We start from the raw sequence: 20024 nt of genomic DNA on the forward strand, positions 1-20024 counted from the left end.
ATACTGGGGGTGAAGTATCAGTTTTATTGAATTGTTTTACTAAATGAATACATCTATTTTGATCGATCCTCTGGAGAAGGAATAACCTGCTTAGGTTCTTTGTCTTTTTCTTTGAGTCGATTCATAACCTCGCTAATAGCTCTATCTAGCTGTACATCGATTCCTTTGGTATCTTCTCCTGGGTTTTCAGGAACATGAATATCAGGCTCAACACCATGACCTTCTGCAAACCAGGTTCCATCGGGGTTATACATTCTAAAAGTAGGGACAGTAACATACCCGCCATCAATTAGTTCAGGAGCTCCAGAAATTCCGATAAGTCCTCCCCAAGTTCGTGTACCAATAAGAGGTCCAATTTTTCTTTTCTTGAAATAGTCAGGAAAAGCATCACCACCGCTACCGCTCCATCCATTGATAAGCATCACTTTTGGTCCGTAGTGTCCTTTAGGAGGCCATGCCCAATCCTGACCTTCTCGTACCTTATAATAACTCAATAACGGACGGTTTAATAGCTCTACAAACCTATCAGGGATTTGTCCTCCGTTATTAAATCGTTCATCAATGATTAATCCATCTTTATGATGTTGTGCATAGAACATTCTTACCAATTCTTCCTGCCCATCTCTTCCTGTGCTCGGTACATATATGTAACCTATTCGTCCTCCAGATTTTTCATCGACATACTTCCTCATTTTTTCTATCCATGCAAGATTTCTAAGTCTTGTTTCACTTTTGATAGGTTGTACAAGGTATTTTTTACTGTTTTTGCCATCAGAGGTTTTGCTTACAGTGATTTCTACGGTTTGATTGGCTTTTCCTTCTAGAGCAATATAAGGGTCTACATATTCTGATAAATCAATCCCGTTAACTTGTAGTATATAATCACCCTCATTTACCAAGATACCAGGTTTTCTCAAAGGAGACTTTATTTCTGTATCCCAAGAGGCAGGAGTAATGATCTTTTTTATTCTGTATTTTCCTTGATGCATTTCCCAATCGATACCTAGATATCCCATGTTTTTATTAGAAGCACGTACCATATCACCTCCTCCTCTATAGGTGTGTGATGCATTCAATTCTGCTATCAGTGACCCAATGATTTTGTTTAGATCACTTCTACTTGCTGCATATTCAACCAGAGGTTCATATTTTTTTCTCATAGCCTCCCAATCCAAGCCATGTAATTTTTTGTCATAGAAAAAATCTCTTTCTAGACGCCATGCATCAGTAAAAATCTGTTTCCATTCTTCTTTAGGAGTAACAGTCATTTCCATTTTAGAAGTGTCGATAGGGTCTTTTATAGATTGCCCTTTGGCTACTTCTACAATTCCCATTTTTTCTTCACTGAATACCAAGATGCTTTTTTTATCAAACGAAAGCTGGTAGTTTTCTACATTATCGAGTATGGTTTCTTCTTTATCTTCTTCAAAATCATAATATTTTAAAACTGATTTCTCATCTTTAGAACCAGTTCTGGGATGTTTTAAGAAAATAATTTTATTCTTGGCAGCACTTAATTGTCCACCGTTACCCAATTCAACTGGTAATATGATCATTCTTGATTCGATTCCCTCAAGATCTACACGTAGTGGTTGTATTGACTGATCTTTTTCTTTTGTGTCTTCTTTTTTCTGATCCTTGGTAGCTTCTTTCTTTTTAGAACCTTCATTTATAGCAACGACATCATTTTTTAATTCGATAGGATGGATAGCATCTTTAGTAAGAGGAATGATCCCTATTTTTGTTGCATTTGGATATATCCAGCTATTATCATAGTCACTATAAACAGGCTCAAAAGCTCTATCTGTACTGCAATAGATGTATTGATTATCTGAAGAGAAAACGGGGTTTGCATCATAGTAAAAAGCAGAAGTTAATATGTTCTTCTTCTTCTTTACAATATCATATAGTATAATTTGTTTATTATCGTTTTTATGAGAGTTGGCGTAGGTTATATAATTACTGTCATTTGACCAACTAACAGAAAAATCAGACAGTCCGTCTTGAAACAATTGTATCTCCTGATCTATTTCTGTAATTGTATTGGTGGTTATGTTTGCTAGTTTAATATGCATCTCTTGATCTATAAAGACCAATTTTTTGCTATCTGGAGACCAGAATAATTGATACCTGAATCCTTGCCCTTGTTGTGCAATCTGTTTTTTGGTATTGTTCTTCAGGTCTTTGATCATTAGCTCATATTCTCCTGTCTTATCACTCCAATAGGCAATATATCTTCCGCTAGGAGACCAGCTAGGATATCGCTCTGCAACTCCACTGGTGCGGGTAAAATTATGAGTAATTCCATCTTTTTTTGGTACAGAGAATATATCTCCTCTGGCACCTACAATAATTCTATTACCATCTGGTGAAATACCAACGCTTTGAATGTATTTTTCTGCTTTTTTTACCTGAGGTTTTAGCGAGGTAAAATCTCCAACTACATCAATTGATATGGCTTTGGTCTTTTTTGATGCTAGATCAAGTAGGTATAAAGTGCCACCAGCTTCAAAAACAATTTCTGATGTTCCTATAGATGGTCGTTCTATATCATACTCTGTAAAGAATGTTATCTGCTCATGCTGTTTTGATTGCAGGTTATATCGCCAGATATTAGATTTTTTAGAAGGACCATTGTCAGAGAGGTAGAATAAGTCATCATTATTCCACATAGGTAATTCATCATTTGCATTGTTGTTGGTAATGTTTTCAGAAGTAAGTGTCTTTGTGTTAAAAAGATAAATGTCTGCGGCTGTTCCTCCTCTATATCGTTTCCAGTTTCTATACAATCTGGATTTGTCTGTCATGGCGATAAGGGTTCCATTGGTGTGCAGATCTAATTCTTCGACTTTACTGATAGGGATTCTAAGGGGTAATCCTCCATCAATAGAAATTTTAAAAGCCTTAGAGAAACGTTGCTTACCACTTTCCATTTCTGAGGTATATATCAAAAACTTACCGTCTGGTGACCATCCTTTGATATAATCAGGCATGCCATGTGTGGTAATACGTTTAGGAATTCCCCCAGTTACAGGAATGGTGTAGATATCAAAATTCCCGTCATAATTAGCATTGAATGCAATCGTTTTTCCGTCAGGAGAAAACTTTCCTGTGATTTCCCGACCTTGTTTTGTTGTTAATCTATGTGCAGTACCACCTTGCTTTGCTACAATCCAGAGGTCATCGGCATATGTAAAACATATATGAGAATTAGAAACATCTGGGTGTTGTATCATTTTTGCTGGCAATTGGCCATAATTTTGATTAGGTAAAAGATACAATAAGGTAAATAGCGCAATACTCTTTGCGAGATTTTTCATGGTATAATTGTTTTTGTGATTGATAAATGTTGTTTTTAAATAAGACTTATAATTTCTCAAAAATGTAAAAGTAAGAAGGTTGATTGTTATAGGTGTATGTAGAGTTAGCAAACATTATTCTTTATTTACCCATTCTAAAAAATCTTTAAATATGTCATCCCAATGTTCTTCAAACTTTCCGTTTTTTAATTCTTTTCCAAATCCATGATCTAGATTGAGATAAGTTTTAAAAGTTAAGTTATTTTTTTTATGCCTAATAAATTCAATAGGTATTAAATAAGCAGATTCTATGGGTACAGCTTGGTCTTTTGTTCCTATGGCAACAAATATTGGTTTGTTAATCTGTAATAAATTCTCAATGGGAGGTTCAGAAAAATGACTCCATCTATTATAACTATTGTTTTTTCCTTCCCAAAATTTGTCTGTGGCATTAGGGTATTTCATTATATCTTTAAAGGTATTAAAAAGAGAGTCTATTTCTATCTGTGCTTCTTCCTCACTTATTTGATTTTTGTCTACTTTTTTTCTAATAAAGGTTATAAAATCAAGAAATTGAGTGTACCCACCTCCAGACCAATACCCAAAATGAGTTATATCGTTATTTATGGTTCCTAATTTAGCAATAACATCACTGCCTTCAGAATGTCCAAGTGCAATTATTTTTTTAAAATTATTTTTATGTCTTTTAGTTAAATCTTTAATCACTTGATCCGCTTGAAGTGTTCTATAGTCAAGAGTTTGGTTTTTATAATATGATTCAGGAACAGGAATATCCTCATCTAATTTGGTGCAAAACGGAATCCCTTTTTTAGAAATCAATACAAAAAGGTAATTATTGGGAATATTTTTAAGATTTATAGGTACTGTAGTTCCTATCCAAGATTTCTCTTTTTCTCTTTTTACCTGATATAAAGAGGATGCCTTAGAACCCTGGATGTAAAGAAGTATTGTGGTTAGAGAGTCAATATTTCTTTTAGCATAAGTGTGATAATTTATTGTGTCATTTTCTAACTTAACAGAATAATGATTAAACATGTCTAAATCTTTGTCGCACTGTGCAAAAGATAATTTACAAATGCTCATAAAACAAGAAAATAAAATTAATGTTTTTAGGTATCTCATCGTTTTTTCTAATCTTAATTAATGATAATTTATACAGAGGCTATTTCAAAAATATCTTAAATATCGTTTCTTTTTAAAAGATTGTTATCCATTAACCTACGGTTAACATTAATAGTGTATGTATACGCCAAATAATATGGCATTGAAGTGCTTATGTTAATAGGGAATAAATACAGATTGATTAAAAAGTAATTTTTATAAAGTGTTGTGATATGAATATCTCTAATTTGAAAAAGCTAAGTGCATACCGTATCTTTGTGTCCTACCCCTGAAATAGAAGATCAAATGAGAAGGTTTTTTTTAGCTATTTCCATGCTTTTCCTAGTGATTAAAACTTCGGGGCAGGAAAAAGAAAAAGTAAAATATCTTGATTCAATACAGTTAGATTTGAAACGTGCTTTAGATAGTGTTTTAAAAAGCACACCTAATGACTTGAATATGATTGTTCTGAAAAAAAAACTTAAAGAAATTACACCAAAAAAGCCAAAAGAAAAAGAACAGGTGGGTTGGAAGACTAAGGCTAATTTTTCTTTACTATTCAATCAATCAGCATTTAATTATGATTGGCAAGGAGGAGGAACCTCTAATATTGCAGGAAATACAGGCTTGAATTTTGAATTTAATTATAAAAAGAAAACGTTGACATGGGATAATAAAGTTATTGCAGATTATGGGTTAACTTTTTTGAAAGATGAGAGTTTTGCTCGAAAAACAAATGATAGAATAGAGTTTAATTCTAGATTGGGACAAAGAATAGGAGAGAGTTTTTGGAACTATTCTTTGTTTGTGAATTTTAGATCTCAATTTGCAAAAGGATATCGATTCACCAAAGATCCTGATACAGAAGAAACGATTCGTACAGAAGAGACTCATTTCTTTTCTCCTGCATTTATACAAATTGGGCCAGGAGTATTGTGGAAAAAAAGTGATAACCTGCACTTTAATATCGCACCTGTTACTGCGCGTTTGATATTTGTAGATGATCAATTTACTGTAGGAGAAGAATATGAAGATGGGGATTATTTTGGGGTAGATACAGGGGAGGATTCCAGATTTGAATTTGGGGGGTCTCTAGCTGCGTATGCTAAGATTACTGTGCTAAAAAATGTAACGATAGAACAGTTATTGAATCTCTATTCTAATTATATAGAAGACCCAGCCAATGTAGATATTGATTATACATTGAATGTGAATTTACTTGTAAATGAATATATTACAGGTAGTTTTGTTTTTCAATCAATCTATGATGATAATGCTACTAGTGGATTTCAAATACGAGAAGTAATCGGCTTGGGTCTTAAATATGAGTTTTGATATTGATTTCTATTCCTCTACAATTTCTGGGTACAAAAAGTTATTATAAGGAAAACGGGTTACATGGATATCTCTCACTTCTTTGTATACTCGTTTTCTGAAATCATCAATGTTTTCTTTATTGATAGCCGAAATAAAAAGAGCATTGTCACCAATTTTACTCATCCAGGTTTGTTTCCATTCCTCTAGGGTATAATGTGCTTTTGTTTTTTCTGTAATTAGATCATCACTATCGATAGTTTCATGTTGATATGCATCAATTTTATTAAAAACCATTATAGTTGGCTTGTCTGTACAATCTATTTCTCTTAGAATTCTATTTACAGATTCTATATGATCTTCAAATTGTGGATGAGAAATATCAACAACATGTAATAATAAGTCAGCTTCTCTTACTTCGTCTAGTGTGCTTTTAAAACTTTCTACAAGTTGTGTAGGTAGTTTTCTGATAAAACCTACTGTATCACTAAGCAAAAAAGGAAGGTTGCCAATAACCACTTTTCTTACTGTTGTATCTAGTGTTGCAAAAAGTTTGTTTTCTGCAAAAACTTTACTTTTGGCAATAACATTCATCAATGTAGATTTACCAACATTTGTATATCCTACTAGTGCTACACGAACCAACTTACCACGATTACCTCGTTGGGTAGCCATTTGTTTATCGATAGTAAGTAATTTCTTTTTTAATAATGATATGCGATCTCTTACAATACGGCGGTCAGTTTCTATTTCTGTTTCACCTGGTCCACGCATACCGATCCCTCCACGTTGCCTCTCTAAGTGAGTCCACAGACCAGTCAATCGGGGTAATAAATATTGATATTGTGCCAATTCTACCTGAGTTCGAGCGTAACTTGTTTGAGCACGTTGTGCAAAGATATCAAGTATCAAATTGGTTCTGTCAATGATTTTTGCTTTTAGAATACGCTCAATATTACGTAACTGGGCAGGTGATAATTCATCATCAAAAACAACAGTTCCTATTTCATGTTGTTCAACATAAGCCCTCACGTCTTCCATTTTACCAGTTCCGATAAATGTTTTAGAATTGGGCATATCCATTTTTTGTGTAAATCGCTTTACGACTTCACCGCCAGCAGTATAGGTGAGAAACTCTAACTCATCCAAAAATTCTTCAAGCTTGTCTGCATCCTGATTTTTGGTGACAATTCCTATCAAAACTGTTTTCTCGTATGCTATTTCCTTCTTTTCTAACATTAGCTAACTGATCTTCTATATCTTAATTTATTATATTGTGCCTTCAAACAAATGTACAAAAGTACGATAATTATGTGCTCAAGAATCAACAATATAAATGGTTTCTTGTAAAATTAAATGTGATGGCCAATAAATTCTATTTCAGAAAAAAAAATACAAATCATTATACTATAGCATTCTATAATCTTGAAAACTTATTTGACACTAGAGATGATCCTAATACTTTGGATAATGATTTTTTGCCAGACGCAGAAAAAAGGTGGAATCGTAAGAGATATGAAAAAAAAATAGTGAAGCTTGGTACCGCTATTTCTAATATTGGATTTTCTAAAACAAGGAAAGCCCCTGCTTTGATCGGTGTAGCAGAGGCAGAAAATAAAAAAGTTCTGGAAGACCTAGTTGATTCAAAACATCTCAAGCAAAAAGAATACGGTATTGTACATTACAACTCTCCTGATGAACGAGGTATTGATGTAGCACTGTTGTATCAGAAACAATATTTTGAGGTTACAAATTCTGAAACAATTTCTGTAATGATACATGATGATGAAGGAGTGCGAGATTATACCCGCGATATCCTTTGGGTAACAGGAATATTGAATAAAGAAGAGATTCATGTTTTGATAAATCACTGGCCATCCAGACGCACAGGAGTAGAAGATACGGGCTATAAACGTATTGTGGCAGCACAAAAGAATCGAGAGGTTATAGATCAGATCACAGATCAGGATCCTGAGGCGAAAATTATTATTATGGGAGATTTTAATGATGATCCTTTTAGTGAAAGTGTCAAAAAACATTTGGTACAAAATGATCTTTTTAATCCGATGGAAAAACTACATACTCGCTACCGAGGGAGTACTAGTTATAGAAGCCAGTGGAATCTCTTTGATCAGATTATCTTCAGTCATAATTTTCATAGGTATGAGAAAGAGAAACACAGTTTTTCTGATGCTGGTATCTTTGATAAAGATTTTCTTAAAATTTATAAAGGCCGTTATAAGGGAACTCCTTTTAGAACGTATTCTGGTAAAAAATATACAGGTGGGTATAGTGATCATTTTCCTGTATATGTAAGAGTAAAACATAATGAATAGATAGCTTCTACCTTAATTCTTATAAGGTGTTTAACGGGGCAGAAAACAGGTGAAAGCCCCAGAAATAGTCCGAAAAGATTGAATTTCAATCTTTTCGGACTTCTTTGATTTAAGCACCTTCTATATTCGTCAAACGAACAAATAACTTTTTTGAATATGAAAACACAAAATTTAAGAAAACTAGTTTTTTTATGTACGGGGCTATTATTGTTTTCCTGTAGTAAAAATGATCTTTCTGAAACCGATGAAACATTAGTGTCAGAAAAAACCGAAGTAGAGATTGTTGATAATGCTGCTGCAAAAGCGGTAATTGCCATAGGATGGCCTGCGGGGGTATATGGCAATGCAAATATCAATGCATACGAAGATGAGGTGTATAGTGTGATCATACCTCAAGCAGAACAAAATGCCGTGGCAAGCCATTTAAGACGATTCAAAGTGCGTTTCCAAGTGCGTAAAAATGGAAAATGGAAACATAAACAGACCTATAATGATAAACCTAGTACGGTAACGGCAAAGTTTCCAACTTTTGGAAATGGAAATACTGCTAAGTGGAGAATAGGCTTCCAGATGTATAATAAAAATACAGGAGCAACCTATAGTCGCCAATGGAAAACGATAACTGTGAATAACTAAAAGTAAGTAAATGCTATTCTAGAAAAGCACCTCATATGAGGTGCTTTTTTATATGACAAGATTGGTGTGCAACTGATTGTTATATAGGTGGTAAAATATAGTTTCTTTGGTTTTTTAAGGTTTTAAATTGTATCTTTAATAAGATGAAGAAACAATTTATCAGCTCTTGGACAATAAAGTTTCTAAGGGCATATTTTTTTATAAAGAAGTAATGATAAACTTTTTTTAACATTCGAAGACAGACATTGTTTTGATAACGTTCTATCTTAACACTATTCAAAAAATCACACACATAAATCAAAAAGTCATGAAGTTAAAACTACTCTTAATTCCATTGGTTGTCTTTTATCTTATAGGGATTCAAAATGGGTTTGCACAATCTGTATTTATTAATGAGATACACTACGATAACTCAAGTACAGATGTAGAAGAAGCAATTGAAATTGCGGGAACAGCTGGAACAGATCTTACTGGTTGGAGTCTTGTTTTGTATAACGGATCAAATAATTCTGTATATAATACAATTTCTATTTCGGGAGTGATTACAGATCAACAAAATGGTTTTGGAACCATGGTAAAAATATTTCCTACCAATGGATTGCAAAATGGCTCTCCTGATGGGATTGCATTGGTTGATGCTACTAATACAGTTGTTCAATTTTTGAGTTATGAAGGGGTAATTACTGCAATAGATGGTCCAGCCTTGGGATTGACAAGTACAGATATTGGCGTGTCAGAATCCAGTAATACGGCTGTAGGGAGTTCTCTGCAATTATCAGGTACTGGAACCAGTGCTGCCGCATTTGTTTGGGAGACTACTACTGCAAATTCGTATGGAACTGTAAACACAAATCAAACGTTTGAAGCTTCTTTGGCCATGCTTGTAATTAATGAAATTGATGCAGATACTCAAGGTTCTGATACATTAGAATTTGTAGAATTGTATGATGGTGGTGTAGGGAATACACCACTAGATAGTTATGTATTGGTAAATTATAATGGAAGTAATAATGCCAGTTACAATGCTATTAATCTAGATGGGTTTTCTACAAATGCACAAGGATATTTTGTAATTGGTAATGCTGGTGTAACCAATGTTGATTTGGTGGTTCCAGGTAATACATTTCAAAATGGAGCAGATGCAGTAGTTTTGTATTTTGGAGAGGCGACTAATTTTCCTAATGGGACTCCTGTTATTACAGAGAATATAATTGATGCAATTGTATATGATACCAATGATGCTGACGATATGGAGTTATTGGTATTACTGAACCCTAATCAGCCACAGGTAAATGAAGGGGTAAATGGTAATAAGGATAAAGAATCATTACAACGTATTCCTAATGGAGAAGGAGGAATGCGTAATACTTCTTCTTATGAAGCAAAGATGCCAACTCCTGGAGCCAGTAATCAAGGTGTAATTGTGATTCCTGGTGACCCTATTAGTATTAGAGAAGCTAGGGCAACAGTAGTAGGTACAGCAGTAACAATTACAGGAGTGCTTACAGTCACAGATAGTTTTAGAGGGCCAGCATTTATACAAGATGAGACAGGAGGTATCGCTATTTTTGATGATCAGATTCAAGCCAATGCAGCTTTGAAAGTTGGAGACTCTGTTACCATAACAGGAATTAGAGCCACTTTTAATGACCAAATACAGATTAGTACAGTAACAGAAGTTGTGCATAATGGTCTGCCACAAAATCCAATAACCCCAATAGATATTACTTTGGCAGCACTTGCTAATCACCCTGGCGAATTAGTTAGAGTGTTACAACCTGCTTTTCCTAATCCAGGAGATATTCTATTTGGGAATTCTAATTTTACACTTACTGATACAAGCGGGAGTGGACAATTGCGTATTGATAATGATGTGGCTTCTGTTGTAGGAAAAGAACAACCTGTTACCTGTTCAGAAATTACTGGAGTAGTAGGAAGGTATAGAGATTTTTTTCAATTACTACCTAGACAATCCTCAGATATACCCTGTGCAGTAGAGTTTATTCCTCCAGGAGATACAGTGGGTTACCCCAAAGAAGATACTTTTGATGTTGTTGCTTGGAATATAGAATGGTTTGGCGATGAAAACAATTCGCCAGTAGGGCAAAACCCTCTTTCTGATGCTATTCAGAGGGATAGTACAGCGACTGTACTCAAAAAATTGAATGCAGATGTATACGCAGTAGAGGAAATCGCAGATGATACTTTGTTTGCAGAATTAGTGAGTTTATTACCAGGGTATGATTATATTCTTTCTGATGCTGTTTCTCGCCCAGGTTCTGGTGGAGTATCACAAAAGCTAGGATTTATTTATAATACAAAAACAGTTTCAGTAATAGAAACAAGAGCGATGTTTACATCTATCCATCCTCTATATAACGGAGGAGATGCATCGGCCCTTGTTGATTATCCTAGTGAACCATCACGTTTTTATGCCAGCGGAAGAGTACCTTTCTTAATGACAGCAGATATTACTATCAATGGAGTAACAGAACGCATGGATCTAATTGCATTGCATGCCAGAGCAAATAGAGGCTCTGGTGCTCAGAATCGATATGATATGCGTAGGTATGATGTAGAGGTATTAAAAGACTCTTTAGATACTAATTTTGCAAATAATAAGGTGATTCTTTTAGGGGATTATAATGATGATGTTGATCAGACTGTTGCAGATATTCCTTCTACTATTTCAAGTTTTCAGGCATACGTAGACGATACTGTGAATTATAGTATTGTATCTTCTGCATTAAGCGATGCAGGTTTGAGGTCTTTTGTTTTTAGAGAAAATATGATCGATCATATTGCAATAACCAACGAGCTTGATAGTGCTTATATAGCAAACTCTGTGACGGTTCATTATGAGGTATATGATAATGATTATGCATTCACCACCTCAGATCATTTACCAGTTTCTGCACGGTTTTTACTTACACCACAATTTGTAGAAAATCAATGTATGGCTGCATCAATAGTAGCTTTTGATCAAGGAAGAAGAAGAGATGGTCGTGAGATATCATGGCTTAGAGGGAAAGCTAAAAATAGTATAGGTGCTCCGCATGAAAGAAGGTATTTTAATTTTGTAAGTCTTGGATTTGGTGGGTCGATTACTTTAGAATTGGATAATGAAATTTTTGATAATCCAGATACCAATGAATTTATTGTATTTGAATCTACAGGCTTTTTAGACAATGTTTCATGTGAATACTATCCAGAATCAGCAGAAGTATTTGCATCTCAGGATGGGATAGAATTTGTTTCCTTGGGAACTACTTGTCAAGATGGAGAATTTGATCTTGCTACTGGTAATTTACGTTCTGCAAAATATATCAAGGTGGTAGATACAAGTGACAAAGACTCTTTTCCTTGGTTTGCAGATGGGTACGATCTTGATGCAATTATGTGTATTGAGTCTGATGAACGTATTTCTAACAACAAGAGTGCTACAAATATTTCTACCAAAAAGCCTACCGCTCTAGAAAGTGAATTACTTAGTAGTGATTTTGGTTTAGAAGAAGCCCATATCTTACTTTCTCCTAACCCTGTTGAAGAAAAATTATCTGTAGAAGTTAATACTTTTACACAAGGTGATGTAGCTATTTCCATTACAGATATAACAGGTAAAACAATTTATGTTCAAACGATGAAGCTTACTGTTGGAAAATCTATTTTGTCTATTGATATGAATCTGTACCCAAAAGGGTTTTATGTAGTTCATATGTCTAATACTAGTGGAACTTTAAACGTTACTAAAAAGGTAATGAAAAATTAAGTGCCACATGTTCTTCTAAGCAAAAAGAGATGTCAATTAAGCCTGTCGAATTTTTAACCTAATGGTTCTTAAGTAGTATTCGACAGGCTCTGACTGACAATTTATAAAATCAATACTTTTTGAATACGTTATTTTACTTAATAGACTTGAGATATAATTTCTCTACTTTTTCTCTTGCCCATGGGGTTCTACGCAAAAATTTAAGGCTGGATTTGATAGAAGGGTTATTTTTGAAACATTGAATATTAATTAGTACACCTAATTCTTTCCACCCATATTGCACTACCAAATGTTCTACAATATCAGCCAGCTTTATACCATGTAATGGGTTGTTAGGTTGTTCTTGCATATCCTTTTTTGCTATGTTTTTGATCTACATATTTTGATACAAAGATACATAAAGGGTTATGATTATTCTATCTAGACAGACAAAGGATAATCGCTTCTTAAAAATGGGATTAATTTTCTTACATTAGCTATATCTGTAATGATATGAGTAATTTGCTAGTTTACCAGATTTCATACCGTTCTTTTGTATGATTAACTATACTATAGCAAGGTACTACAAAATAATCTTTATAAAATGATTAAACGAATACTTAAAACTTTTGTAAAAGGACTTCTTGCATTGGTCCTACTTTGTACAGCTTTATTATATATTTTTGATTACGACTACATTCTCAAAGGAATAAGAGTCGTGTATATAACAGGTCATACAACTGCCTATATTGATGATTATTCTTATTTTGATAATCATACTATAGAAAAAGGAGATACTGCGATACCTTGGGCATTGCATCATGACTATAATAAAACAAAAGCTACAGATAGGTTGAGTGCAACCAATGAGCAGTTGGGTACTGTTGCTTTTATGATAATAAAAAATGATAGTATTTGGTATGAGAAGTATGCAGAAGGTTACCACAAAGATTCTAAAACCAATTCTTTTTCTATGGCAAAAAGTATTGTGACTGCCATGTTAGGAAAAGCTATAATGGATGGATACATAAAAAACCTGGATCAGCCATTGGGAGATTTTTTTCCTGAATTTTCTCAAGGACTTGCCGCAAAAACTACTGTTGGAGATCTTTCTTCAATGTCATCGGGATTAGATTGGATAGAACATTATACCAATCCGTTTTCTATTACAGCAAGAGCGTATTATGATCCAAATATTAGAGATGTGATGCTGGGATTGAGTGTTGTTGATGAGCCAGGACAAGAATATGAATATTTAAGTGGTAATACACAGTTATTAGGTATGGTTATAGAAAAGGCCACAGGAAAAACACTATCTGCATATCTAAGTGAAAGTTTCTGGAAACCTATGGGGATGAAAAATGAAGCTTTATGGCAATTGGATAGTGAAGATAGTGGAATGGAAAAAGCATACTGCTGTATTGCAAGTAATGCAAGAGATTTTGCTCGTTTCGGCACATTGTTTAAAAATAAAGGGATGTTTGCTGGAAAACGAATATTATCAGAAGAGTTTGTCGAGATGGCAACGAGACCAAAATTTGATAATGGATCTATGTATGGATATGGATTATGGCTGTCCAATCATATGAATAAACGCATTTTTGCTATGCGTGGTATTTTGGGGCAATATGTAATATGTATTCCCGAAGATAATTTAGTAATTGTGAGATTAGGGCATAATAGAGGGCAGTTCCCTCTAGGGAAAAGTTTTACAGAGGATTTCTATATATATATTGAAGAAGCTTATAAAATGATAGAAGATGCTTCATAAACTCAATCTTGAACATATTTTGTTTCTAGATATAGAAACTGTTCCTGAGCATATGAATTTTGAAGAACTTAGTGAAGAGATGAAGTATCTATGGGCTGATAAGACCAAGTATCAACGCAAAGATGAATTTTCTCCAGAAGAGTTTTATGAAAAGGCAGGAATATGGGCAGAATTTGGTAAAATAGTATGTATCTCAGTAGGATATTTTGCTTTCAAAGGAGAAATGAGATCCTTTAGAACTAAATCATTTTATGGAGAAGAAAAACAGTTATTAATAGATTTTAAAAACTTACTAGAAACCCATTTTGGAAGACCTCATCATTTGCTTTGTGCTCATAATGGTAAAGAGTTTGATTTTCCGTATATAGCTCGTAGAATGATTATTCACTCTATTGCTTTGCCTCATAAACTCAATCTTTTTGGTAAAAAACCATGGGAAGTTTCACATTTGGATACGCTAGATTTATGGAAATTTGGTGACTATAAACATTATACTTCATTAAAGTTGCTTACGGAAATTTTAGGAATTCCTTCTCCCAAAGATGATATAGATGGTAGCCAAGTGCGAGAAGTTTTTTATAAAGATCAAGATATCGATCGTATTATTATCTACTGCGAAAAAGATACCGTTGCTGTTGCGCAGATTTTATTAAGAATGCGTCAAGAAGAATTATTGAGTGATGATGAGGTGATTTCTGTGTAGACGAATTAATTTATTAGAGTCTAAATATAAAACGCCTTTCAGATTAATGAAAGGCGCTTATAAGAATTCAGTTTAGTTTTAAAGACTTATTTCTGTAAAATTAACTTTTTGGTATACGTCTTATTTCCAGAAGTAACCGATACAAAATACATTCCAGCAGGTAGATTGTTTAATTCAATTTTGTTTCCAGATACATACCCTTTGTGTACTAGTTGACCAGCTTTATTAGTAATCGTATAGTTTGCTCTCTCAGACTTCTCCATTACAATGGTTATATAGCCTTTTGTAGGGTTAGGATAGATATCAAACAGAGTAGTGTGTTTTGTACTTGTTTTTATATTTGAACCTGTATTACGTAATGCTGGATTTGCATCAATGCAGAAGTTAGAAGTATCTTGAGAGGTAAAGTTTCCTCCAGAAGCTAATACGGTTCCAGAAGCTACATTGGTCAGTTCATAAGATCCATTTCCATAAGAACAGCAAATTCCATCACCAAAAGAATCTTTGAATACTAGGGTATAACATCCAGTATCGAGTGTTTTAGTAATATTCAAAGTTGATCCATCAGGCTGCGATCCATAAGTTCCTCCAGAGTGTACTACTTGATTACTAGCATTTTTAATTTCCCAGCTTGTTTCCTGTGGATACTTATCAAAAGTAATTCTGAGTTTTACCTCATATGTAGAAGGCACCCCAGTTGTAGTTGCGTTAATTGTATTGCTAGCTGCGGATTGGTTTCCTGCGGCATCCTTTGCTTTAACACTAAACTGATACGTTGTATTTGCTGTTAAACCTGTTATGTTAGCTGATGTTGTAGTTACTGATGTAGCAATAGTATTACCTTGATATACGTCATATCCAGTAACACCTACATTATCAGTAGAGGCATTCCATGATAGAGAAAGAGATGAATTGGTAATATTAGCTGCGGCCAATGAGGTTGGTGCAGAAGGAGCTTGAGTATCCCCTCCAGATCCCCCAATGATTACGGTATAATCTTCTACTTCTCCATATTGAAAAGCCTCACAAGGATTAGGTACTGCATTATACTTCATAGATACCCTCATTCTAGTATTTCCTGTTTTTGCAGTAGCTGGTACATTAAAAGTTCCGCTTACGGGAGTTGTTTTAGAGGGAGCTTTCGACCATACTTGTTCACCTGGGTCAGCAAAATCTCCATCTTGGTTATAATCAATCCACACACTATACCCTTCACTATAGGTTGTTCCAGTCCAAGTAGGAGTAATGGTAATGGTATTAGAACTTGCAAGTGTTGTAGATTCTGCGGTAAAATCACTATACCCTCCAGTTCCAGCACCAGATGTTTTATTAATAGTTCCTAATTTTACATTACTGATGTATTCATCAGAAGTATTTTGTCCATTAGAGTTACAGTAGTTTAGCTGTACATCGGTAGTAGTAAAGTTGGTTGAAGCACTATAGTTAGAAGTTGTGCCATCACTACATTTACTTCTTACCTGTGCTTCATACGAAGTTGTAGGCGATAGCCCGTTAATCACATGAGAAGAAGTTGTTACCGCTACGGTAGTCCATGCTGTCGTTCCAGTTTGTCTGTATCTTAGGTCATAAGAAGCTGCAGGTACAGCAGTCCATCCAATAGTAGCGGTATCAGAACCAACAGCAGAAGAAGATACTCCTGTAGGTACGGTCGCTGTACATACTACAGGAGTTCCTGATGCTCCAGTAACTATAAGAGAGAAGTTTTGACTTCCTCCGCTTAAAGTACCTTTATTGGTTACTGTTATTGTATATGTTCCTGAAGCATTATTTACATCAACTCTTTCATAAGGATCAACAGTGTTATCGCCTGTTGCATTTGTAGTAATACTCGTTAATTTATATGGGCTATATGTTGTAGCTCCTTTAGATACTCTTATGTCAAGATCATTTACTAGAACAGGAGTATTAGAATTTGTTGCAGTTACTGCTGTTCCTGGTAGATCTGTCCATGAAATAGAAGCAACCAAAGAATTAGTTCCGTCAGAATCTACAGTTATAGTATAGCTCTGACCACTAGTCAAGGTTAATTCTTCAATCTTAGAAGAATTTCCAGCATTAGAAATTGCTTCTGCAGCTTTTTTAGTATTCAGAAGTCCCCAACCATGTACAGCATCTGGACCAGAAGGACCAATATCACTTGCTGTATGCAAAGCCAACCCTTTTAGAGTAGCGGCTTTCATGAAGTTCCCTTTAAGGTTGTTGTAGTGCTGTTGTAGTAATAAAAGACTACCTGTTACATTAGGTGATGCCATTGATGTACCAGTAATACTATTATATGCAGTATCACTATTGTCATAAGTAGAGTATACTTGAGTACCATTACCAGTAATATCAGGTTTAATTCTATAATCGTCAGTAGGACCTTCACTACTACTGCTATTAATACTTACAGAAATTAAATCTCCATTGGCATTGACGTTGGCATCGTTTGCATTGGCAACAACAAGGTTGTTTTTTGATGTAGAATGCCCTGTTAGTTTATCGTATTGAGAATTTCCATCAAGAGGTTGTGCGTTATAAGTATCTTTGTTACCATCATTACCAGCGGCAACGACCATAAGATAATACGGTGCATTATGCATAATTTGATCCCAAGTTCTAGATTCATCAATATAAGCACCAAAATATTGATCAGGCACTAGGTCTCCTCTAAAACCATAAGAGTGATTAGAAAGTAACATACCATTTGATGCAGCCGTTGTTGCTTCAGAAGCATCATTGTTCCAATCGCTTGTTCTTGCCTTTGCTTGAGGAGCCATTCCTTTTGCATTGGCTTGTACTCCAGAGGCAACAATTGTTCCTGTCACGTGTTGTGCATGAAAACTATTTCCGTTTAGAGTAGTTACCCCATCATTAATGATTACTCTATTACTACCGCCAGGGCCATCAAACTCTTGATGTGTGGTTCTTGTCGCTCCACCATCCCAAACATAAGCGGTCATATTTTGACCATCAAGGTTAAGACCTAAAGATCCACCAGAATGAAGGTGATCAGCTCTGGTTGATTTTGCTGCAGCTACATTAAAGGTAGTATAATAAATAGGACTTCCGTCTTCTGCTAATTTTTGAAGTTCAGAAAAGCTTCCATTAGTATTTGAGATTTTAACTTGCCATCCATTTAGTATTGCTGCTTGTAGTGCTTCTTGTTTTTGTAAGGTTGCTTTTTGAGCAGACTCTATTCGTAACTCATTGAGTTTTGATAAATTACTTTTTTGTGCAATTAATTGCTTTTGTTGGGGCGTTTGTGCAAAAAGTCCTCCCGAAAAAAATAATGCTGCAGCAATTGCAAAAATGTTGAGTTTTGAGTGTAGTCGATTTTTAAAACCCATAAAAATGGGTTTTTGGTAGCGTTTTTTCATTTTTGTTAGTTTTGTGTTTATATTTGAGTTCTTTCCTTGAAAAATTACAAGTAAAAGATTAAAATTCTTGAATTATTGTTAGTAAAAAAAGTTTTTTCGATAAAAGGAAAAGAATTTGCTTTATAAAACATTAACAAAGCTTTAGTAGTAGTTTTGTAAGAAAAAACTGATATGATGTTTTTCCGTAACTTACTTGTTTTAAAAACGTAATATTTTGAATATGTGTTGTTTGTGAATATTTTGAATCTCGCTACAGGTGGTGCTTGAGGTGTGAAAAAGGACTTTTTTGAAAATAAAAAACTCCCTTTCATCGATTAGAAAGGGAGTTCAGTAATTATAAGGCTATTGTGTCCCCCAACACATTCGAATTGATAAATCAATCCAATTACTTTCCCTAAATATAATTACCGATATGGTCACACAAAACTGAAGTGCTTATATATTTAATTTGATATAATTGATGTTTTAATAATTATGGAGTACTACATAAAAAATGATGAACAATATAGTGTGTGAAGATATTATTATGAGCAATATATAGATTAATCTTAATAAAATGTTATATTTTTTATAATAAATTCAAAAAACTACAGTGTACGCATAATATTTTTACTTTTTTCTTATTCTAACCCGTAAACTATTAGAGAGTTATGGTTTTAAAAAACTCCAAAGTGCGTAGCTCATTATAATAAATATTATTCGGTAGATAAAACCCTACATGACCTCCATAATCTGGAATTTCTAAAAACACTTTTTTATTAGTATTAGATTCTTCAATTGGGTAACAACGATCTCCTAAAAAAGAGTCATTTTTAGCATTGAGAATCAGTGTAGGTGTTTGTATGTACTTTATAAATTGCTTGCTACTGCATTTGGAATAATAATCCATAGCGTTTTGGTAACCATGTGATTTACTGGTGTATAAATTGTCGATATCAATGAGAGACTTACAATTCTTGATATCTGATATACTTAACTTTTTAGGAAACAAAATTTGACGTTGATACAGTTTAGCTTTGAGGTGATTGATAAACCGTCGCTGATAAATATAATTAGATGGTTTGTTGATTTCTAATAATGAATTATAAAGATCACATGGCACTGATACAGCTACAGCACTTTTTATTTCTTTTACCGACTCGTGATTTTCTCCTAAGTATTTTAGCATAATATTACCTCCTAAACTAAATCCGCATAATGATATGTTTGAATAAGAATACGTTTTGAGAATATGTTGGATGATATAATCCAAATCTTCACTTACACCTGCATGATACGATCTATAAAGGCGGTTTACCTCTCCACTACAATTTCTTAGATTCATGGCTACAGAATCCCACCCGTTGTTATTAAGGTGTTTTGTTAGGCCCAATACATATTGTCGTTGCCCGTTACCTTCAAGACCATGGATAATTACAGCTACATTTTTTGAGTTTGGAGTAGTGCTAGAACTCCAATCCAGATCGATAAAATCTCCATCATCAAGAGGTATTCGTTCTCTTTTTTGAAAAACATTTTTTACAGTTCTTATCATATTAGGATATATAGTAGAGATATACCCGTTTCTAAATAAAAATGGAGGGGAATACTTAGATTCTATTATTGGCATTAGTGTGAAGTGTTTTTATTTAGTTATGTTCCTTATCAAAAAGTCTCTTTTGTGTTAAAAATAAGAAGACCTAAGAGTTTATCAAAACAGGATAAATGGATTTGTT

12 protein-coding genes are annotated in these 20024 nt (G+C 34.1%); 6 read left to right on the plus strand and 6 right to left on the minus strand.

Annotated features, from left to right (window positions below):
* Positions 1 to 53: 53 nt before the first annotated feature.
* Positions 54 to 3320: a S41 family peptidase gene (locus tag DG508_RS10015; RefSeq protein WP_108868008.1), complete on the minus strand. Its 3267-nt coding sequence runs from the start codon at positions 3318 to 3320 to the stop codon at positions 54 to 56.
* 114 nt (positions 3321 to 3434) lie between these two features.
* Complete coding sequence (locus DG508_RS10020) at positions 3435 to 4442, minus strand: dienelactone hydrolase family protein (RefSeq protein WP_108868009.1); 1008 nt, start codon at positions 4440 to 4442, stop codon at positions 3435 to 3437.
* A 285-nt stretch (positions 4443 to 4727) separates the two neighbouring features.
* Between DG508_RS10020 and DG508_RS10025 the strand changes: the two genes are divergently transcribed.
* Positions 4728 to 5756, plus strand: coding sequence for a DUF3078 domain-containing protein (locus DG508_RS10025; RefSeq protein WP_234418212.1), 1029 nt, complete (start codon positions 4728 to 4730; stop codon positions 5754 to 5756).
* Between the two features lie 9 nt (positions 5757 to 5765).
* On the opposite strand, the gene hflX is transcribed toward DG508_RS10025, so the two are convergent.
* Positions 5766 to 6974: a GTPase HflX gene (gene hflX / locus DG508_RS10030; protein WP_108868010.1), complete on the minus strand. Its 1209-nt coding sequence runs from the start codon at positions 6972 to 6974 to the stop codon at positions 5766 to 5768.
* 122 nt (positions 6975 to 7096) lie between these two features.
* Between hflX and DG508_RS10035 the strand changes: the two genes are divergently transcribed.
* The 3 genes from DG508_RS10035 to DG508_RS10045 all read left to right on the plus strand — a co-directional run bounded on the left by DG508_RS10035 (position 7097) and on the right by DG508_RS10045 (position 12476).
* Positions 7097 to 8071, plus strand: coding sequence for an endonuclease/exonuclease/phosphatase family protein (locus tag DG508_RS10035; RefSeq protein WP_108868041.1), 975 nt, complete (start codon positions 7097 to 7099; stop codon positions 8069 to 8071).
* A gap of 156 nt (positions 8072 to 8227) precedes the next feature.
* Positions 8228 to 8707, plus strand: a complete 480-nt coding sequence (locus tag DG508_RS10040) for a hypothetical protein (RefSeq protein ID WP_108868011.1) — start codon at positions 8228 to 8230, stop codon at positions 8705 to 8707.
* Positions 8708 to 9014: 307 nt separating this feature from the next.
* Positions 9015 to 12476 (plus strand): DUF5689 domain-containing protein, encoded by a 3462-nt coding sequence (locus tag DG508_RS10045; RefSeq protein ID WP_108868012.1) that lies wholly within the window; start codon positions 9015 to 9017, stop codon positions 12474 to 12476.
* A 133-nt stretch (positions 12477 to 12609) separates the two neighbouring features.
* On the opposite strand, the gene DG508_RS10050 is transcribed toward DG508_RS10045, so the two are convergent.
* Entirely contained in the window at positions 12610 to 12825 is a 216-nt protein-coding gene (locus DG508_RS10050; protein WP_108868013.1) for a VF530 family protein, read from the minus strand.
* 234 nt (positions 12826 to 13059) lie between these two features.
* Here DG508_RS10050 and DG508_RS10055 point away from each other — a divergent pair, with 234 nt between their 5' ends.
* Complete coding sequence (locus tag DG508_RS10055) at positions 13060 to 14226, plus strand: serine hydrolase domain-containing protein (protein WP_108868014.1); 1167 nt, start codon at positions 13060 to 13062, stop codon at positions 14224 to 14226.
* Positions 14216 to 14929, plus strand: a complete 714-nt coding sequence (locus DG508_RS10060; protein WP_108868015.1) for a 3'-5' exonuclease — start codon at positions 14216 to 14218, stop codon at positions 14927 to 14929. Before DG508_RS10055 ends, DG508_RS10060 begins: the two co-directional genes overlap by 11 nt.
* 86 nt (positions 14930 to 15015) lie before the next feature.
* On the opposite strand, the gene DG508_RS10065 is transcribed toward DG508_RS10060, so the two are convergent.
* Positions 15016 to 18309, minus strand: coding sequence for a GEVED domain-containing protein (locus DG508_RS10065; protein WP_234418213.1), 3294 nt, complete (start codon positions 18307 to 18309; stop codon positions 15016 to 15018).
* Between the two features lie 640 nt (positions 18310 to 18949).
* Positions 18950 to 19918 (minus strand): YheT family hydrolase, encoded by a 969-nt coding sequence (locus DG508_RS10070; protein ID WP_108868017.1) that lies wholly within the window; start codon positions 19916 to 19918, stop codon positions 18950 to 18952.
* Positions 19919 to 20024: the final 106 nt, after the last annotated feature.

It is taken from the genome of Aquimarina aquimarini, assembly GCF_900299535.1.
Classification (GTDB): Bacteria; Bacteroidota; Bacteroidia; order Flavobacteriales; family Flavobacteriaceae; genus Aquimarina; species Aquimarina aquimarini.

Excerpts from the sequence above, each read along its gene's own strand:
- DG508_RS10015 (WP_108868008.1), bottom strand. The coding sequence starts at position 3,320 with ATGAAAAATCTCGCAAAGAGTATTGCGCTATTTACCTTATTGTATCTT.
- DG508_RS10050 (WP_108868013.1), bottom strand. The coding sequence starts at position 12,825 with ATGCAAGAACAACCTAACAACCCATTACATGGTATAAAGCTGGCTGAT.
- DG508_RS10025 (WP_234418212.1), top strand. The coding sequence starts at position 4,728 with ATGAGAAGGTTTTTTTTAGCTATTTCCATGCTTTTCCTAGTGATTAAA.
- DG508_RS10045 (WP_108868012.1), top strand. The coding sequence starts at position 9,015 with ATGAAGTTAAAACTACTCTTAATTCCATTGGTTGTCTTTTATCTTATA.
- DG508_RS10035 (WP_108868041.1), top strand. The coding sequence starts at position 7,097 with ATGGCCAATAAATTCTATTTCAGAAAAAAAAATACAAATCATTATACT.
- DG508_RS10020 (WP_108868009.1), bottom strand. The coding sequence starts at position 4,442 with ATGAGATACCTAAAAACATTAATTTTATTTTCTTGTTTTATGAGCATT.
- DG508_RS10040 (WP_108868011.1), top strand. The coding sequence starts at position 8,228 with ATGAAAACACAAAATTTAAGAAAACTAGTTTTTTTATGTACGGGGCTA.
- hflX (WP_108868010.1), bottom strand. The coding sequence starts at position 6,974 with ATGTTAGAAAAGAAGGAAATAGCATACGAGAAAACAGTTTTGATAGGA.
- DG508_RS10070 (WP_108868017.1), bottom strand. The coding sequence starts at position 19,918 with ATGCCAATAATAGAATCTAAGTATTCCCCTCCATTTTTATTTAGAAAC.
- DG508_RS10065 (WP_234418213.1), bottom strand. The coding sequence starts at position 18,309 with ATGAAAAAACGCTACCAAAAACCCATTTTTATGGGTTTTAAAAATCGA.
- DG508_RS10055 (WP_108868014.1), top strand. The coding sequence starts at position 13,060 with ATGATTAAACGAATACTTAAAACTTTTGTAAAAGGACTTCTTGCATTG.
- DG508_RS10060 (WP_108868015.1), top strand. The coding sequence starts at position 14,216 with ATGCTTCATAAACTCAATCTTGAACATATTTTGTTTCTAGATATAGAA.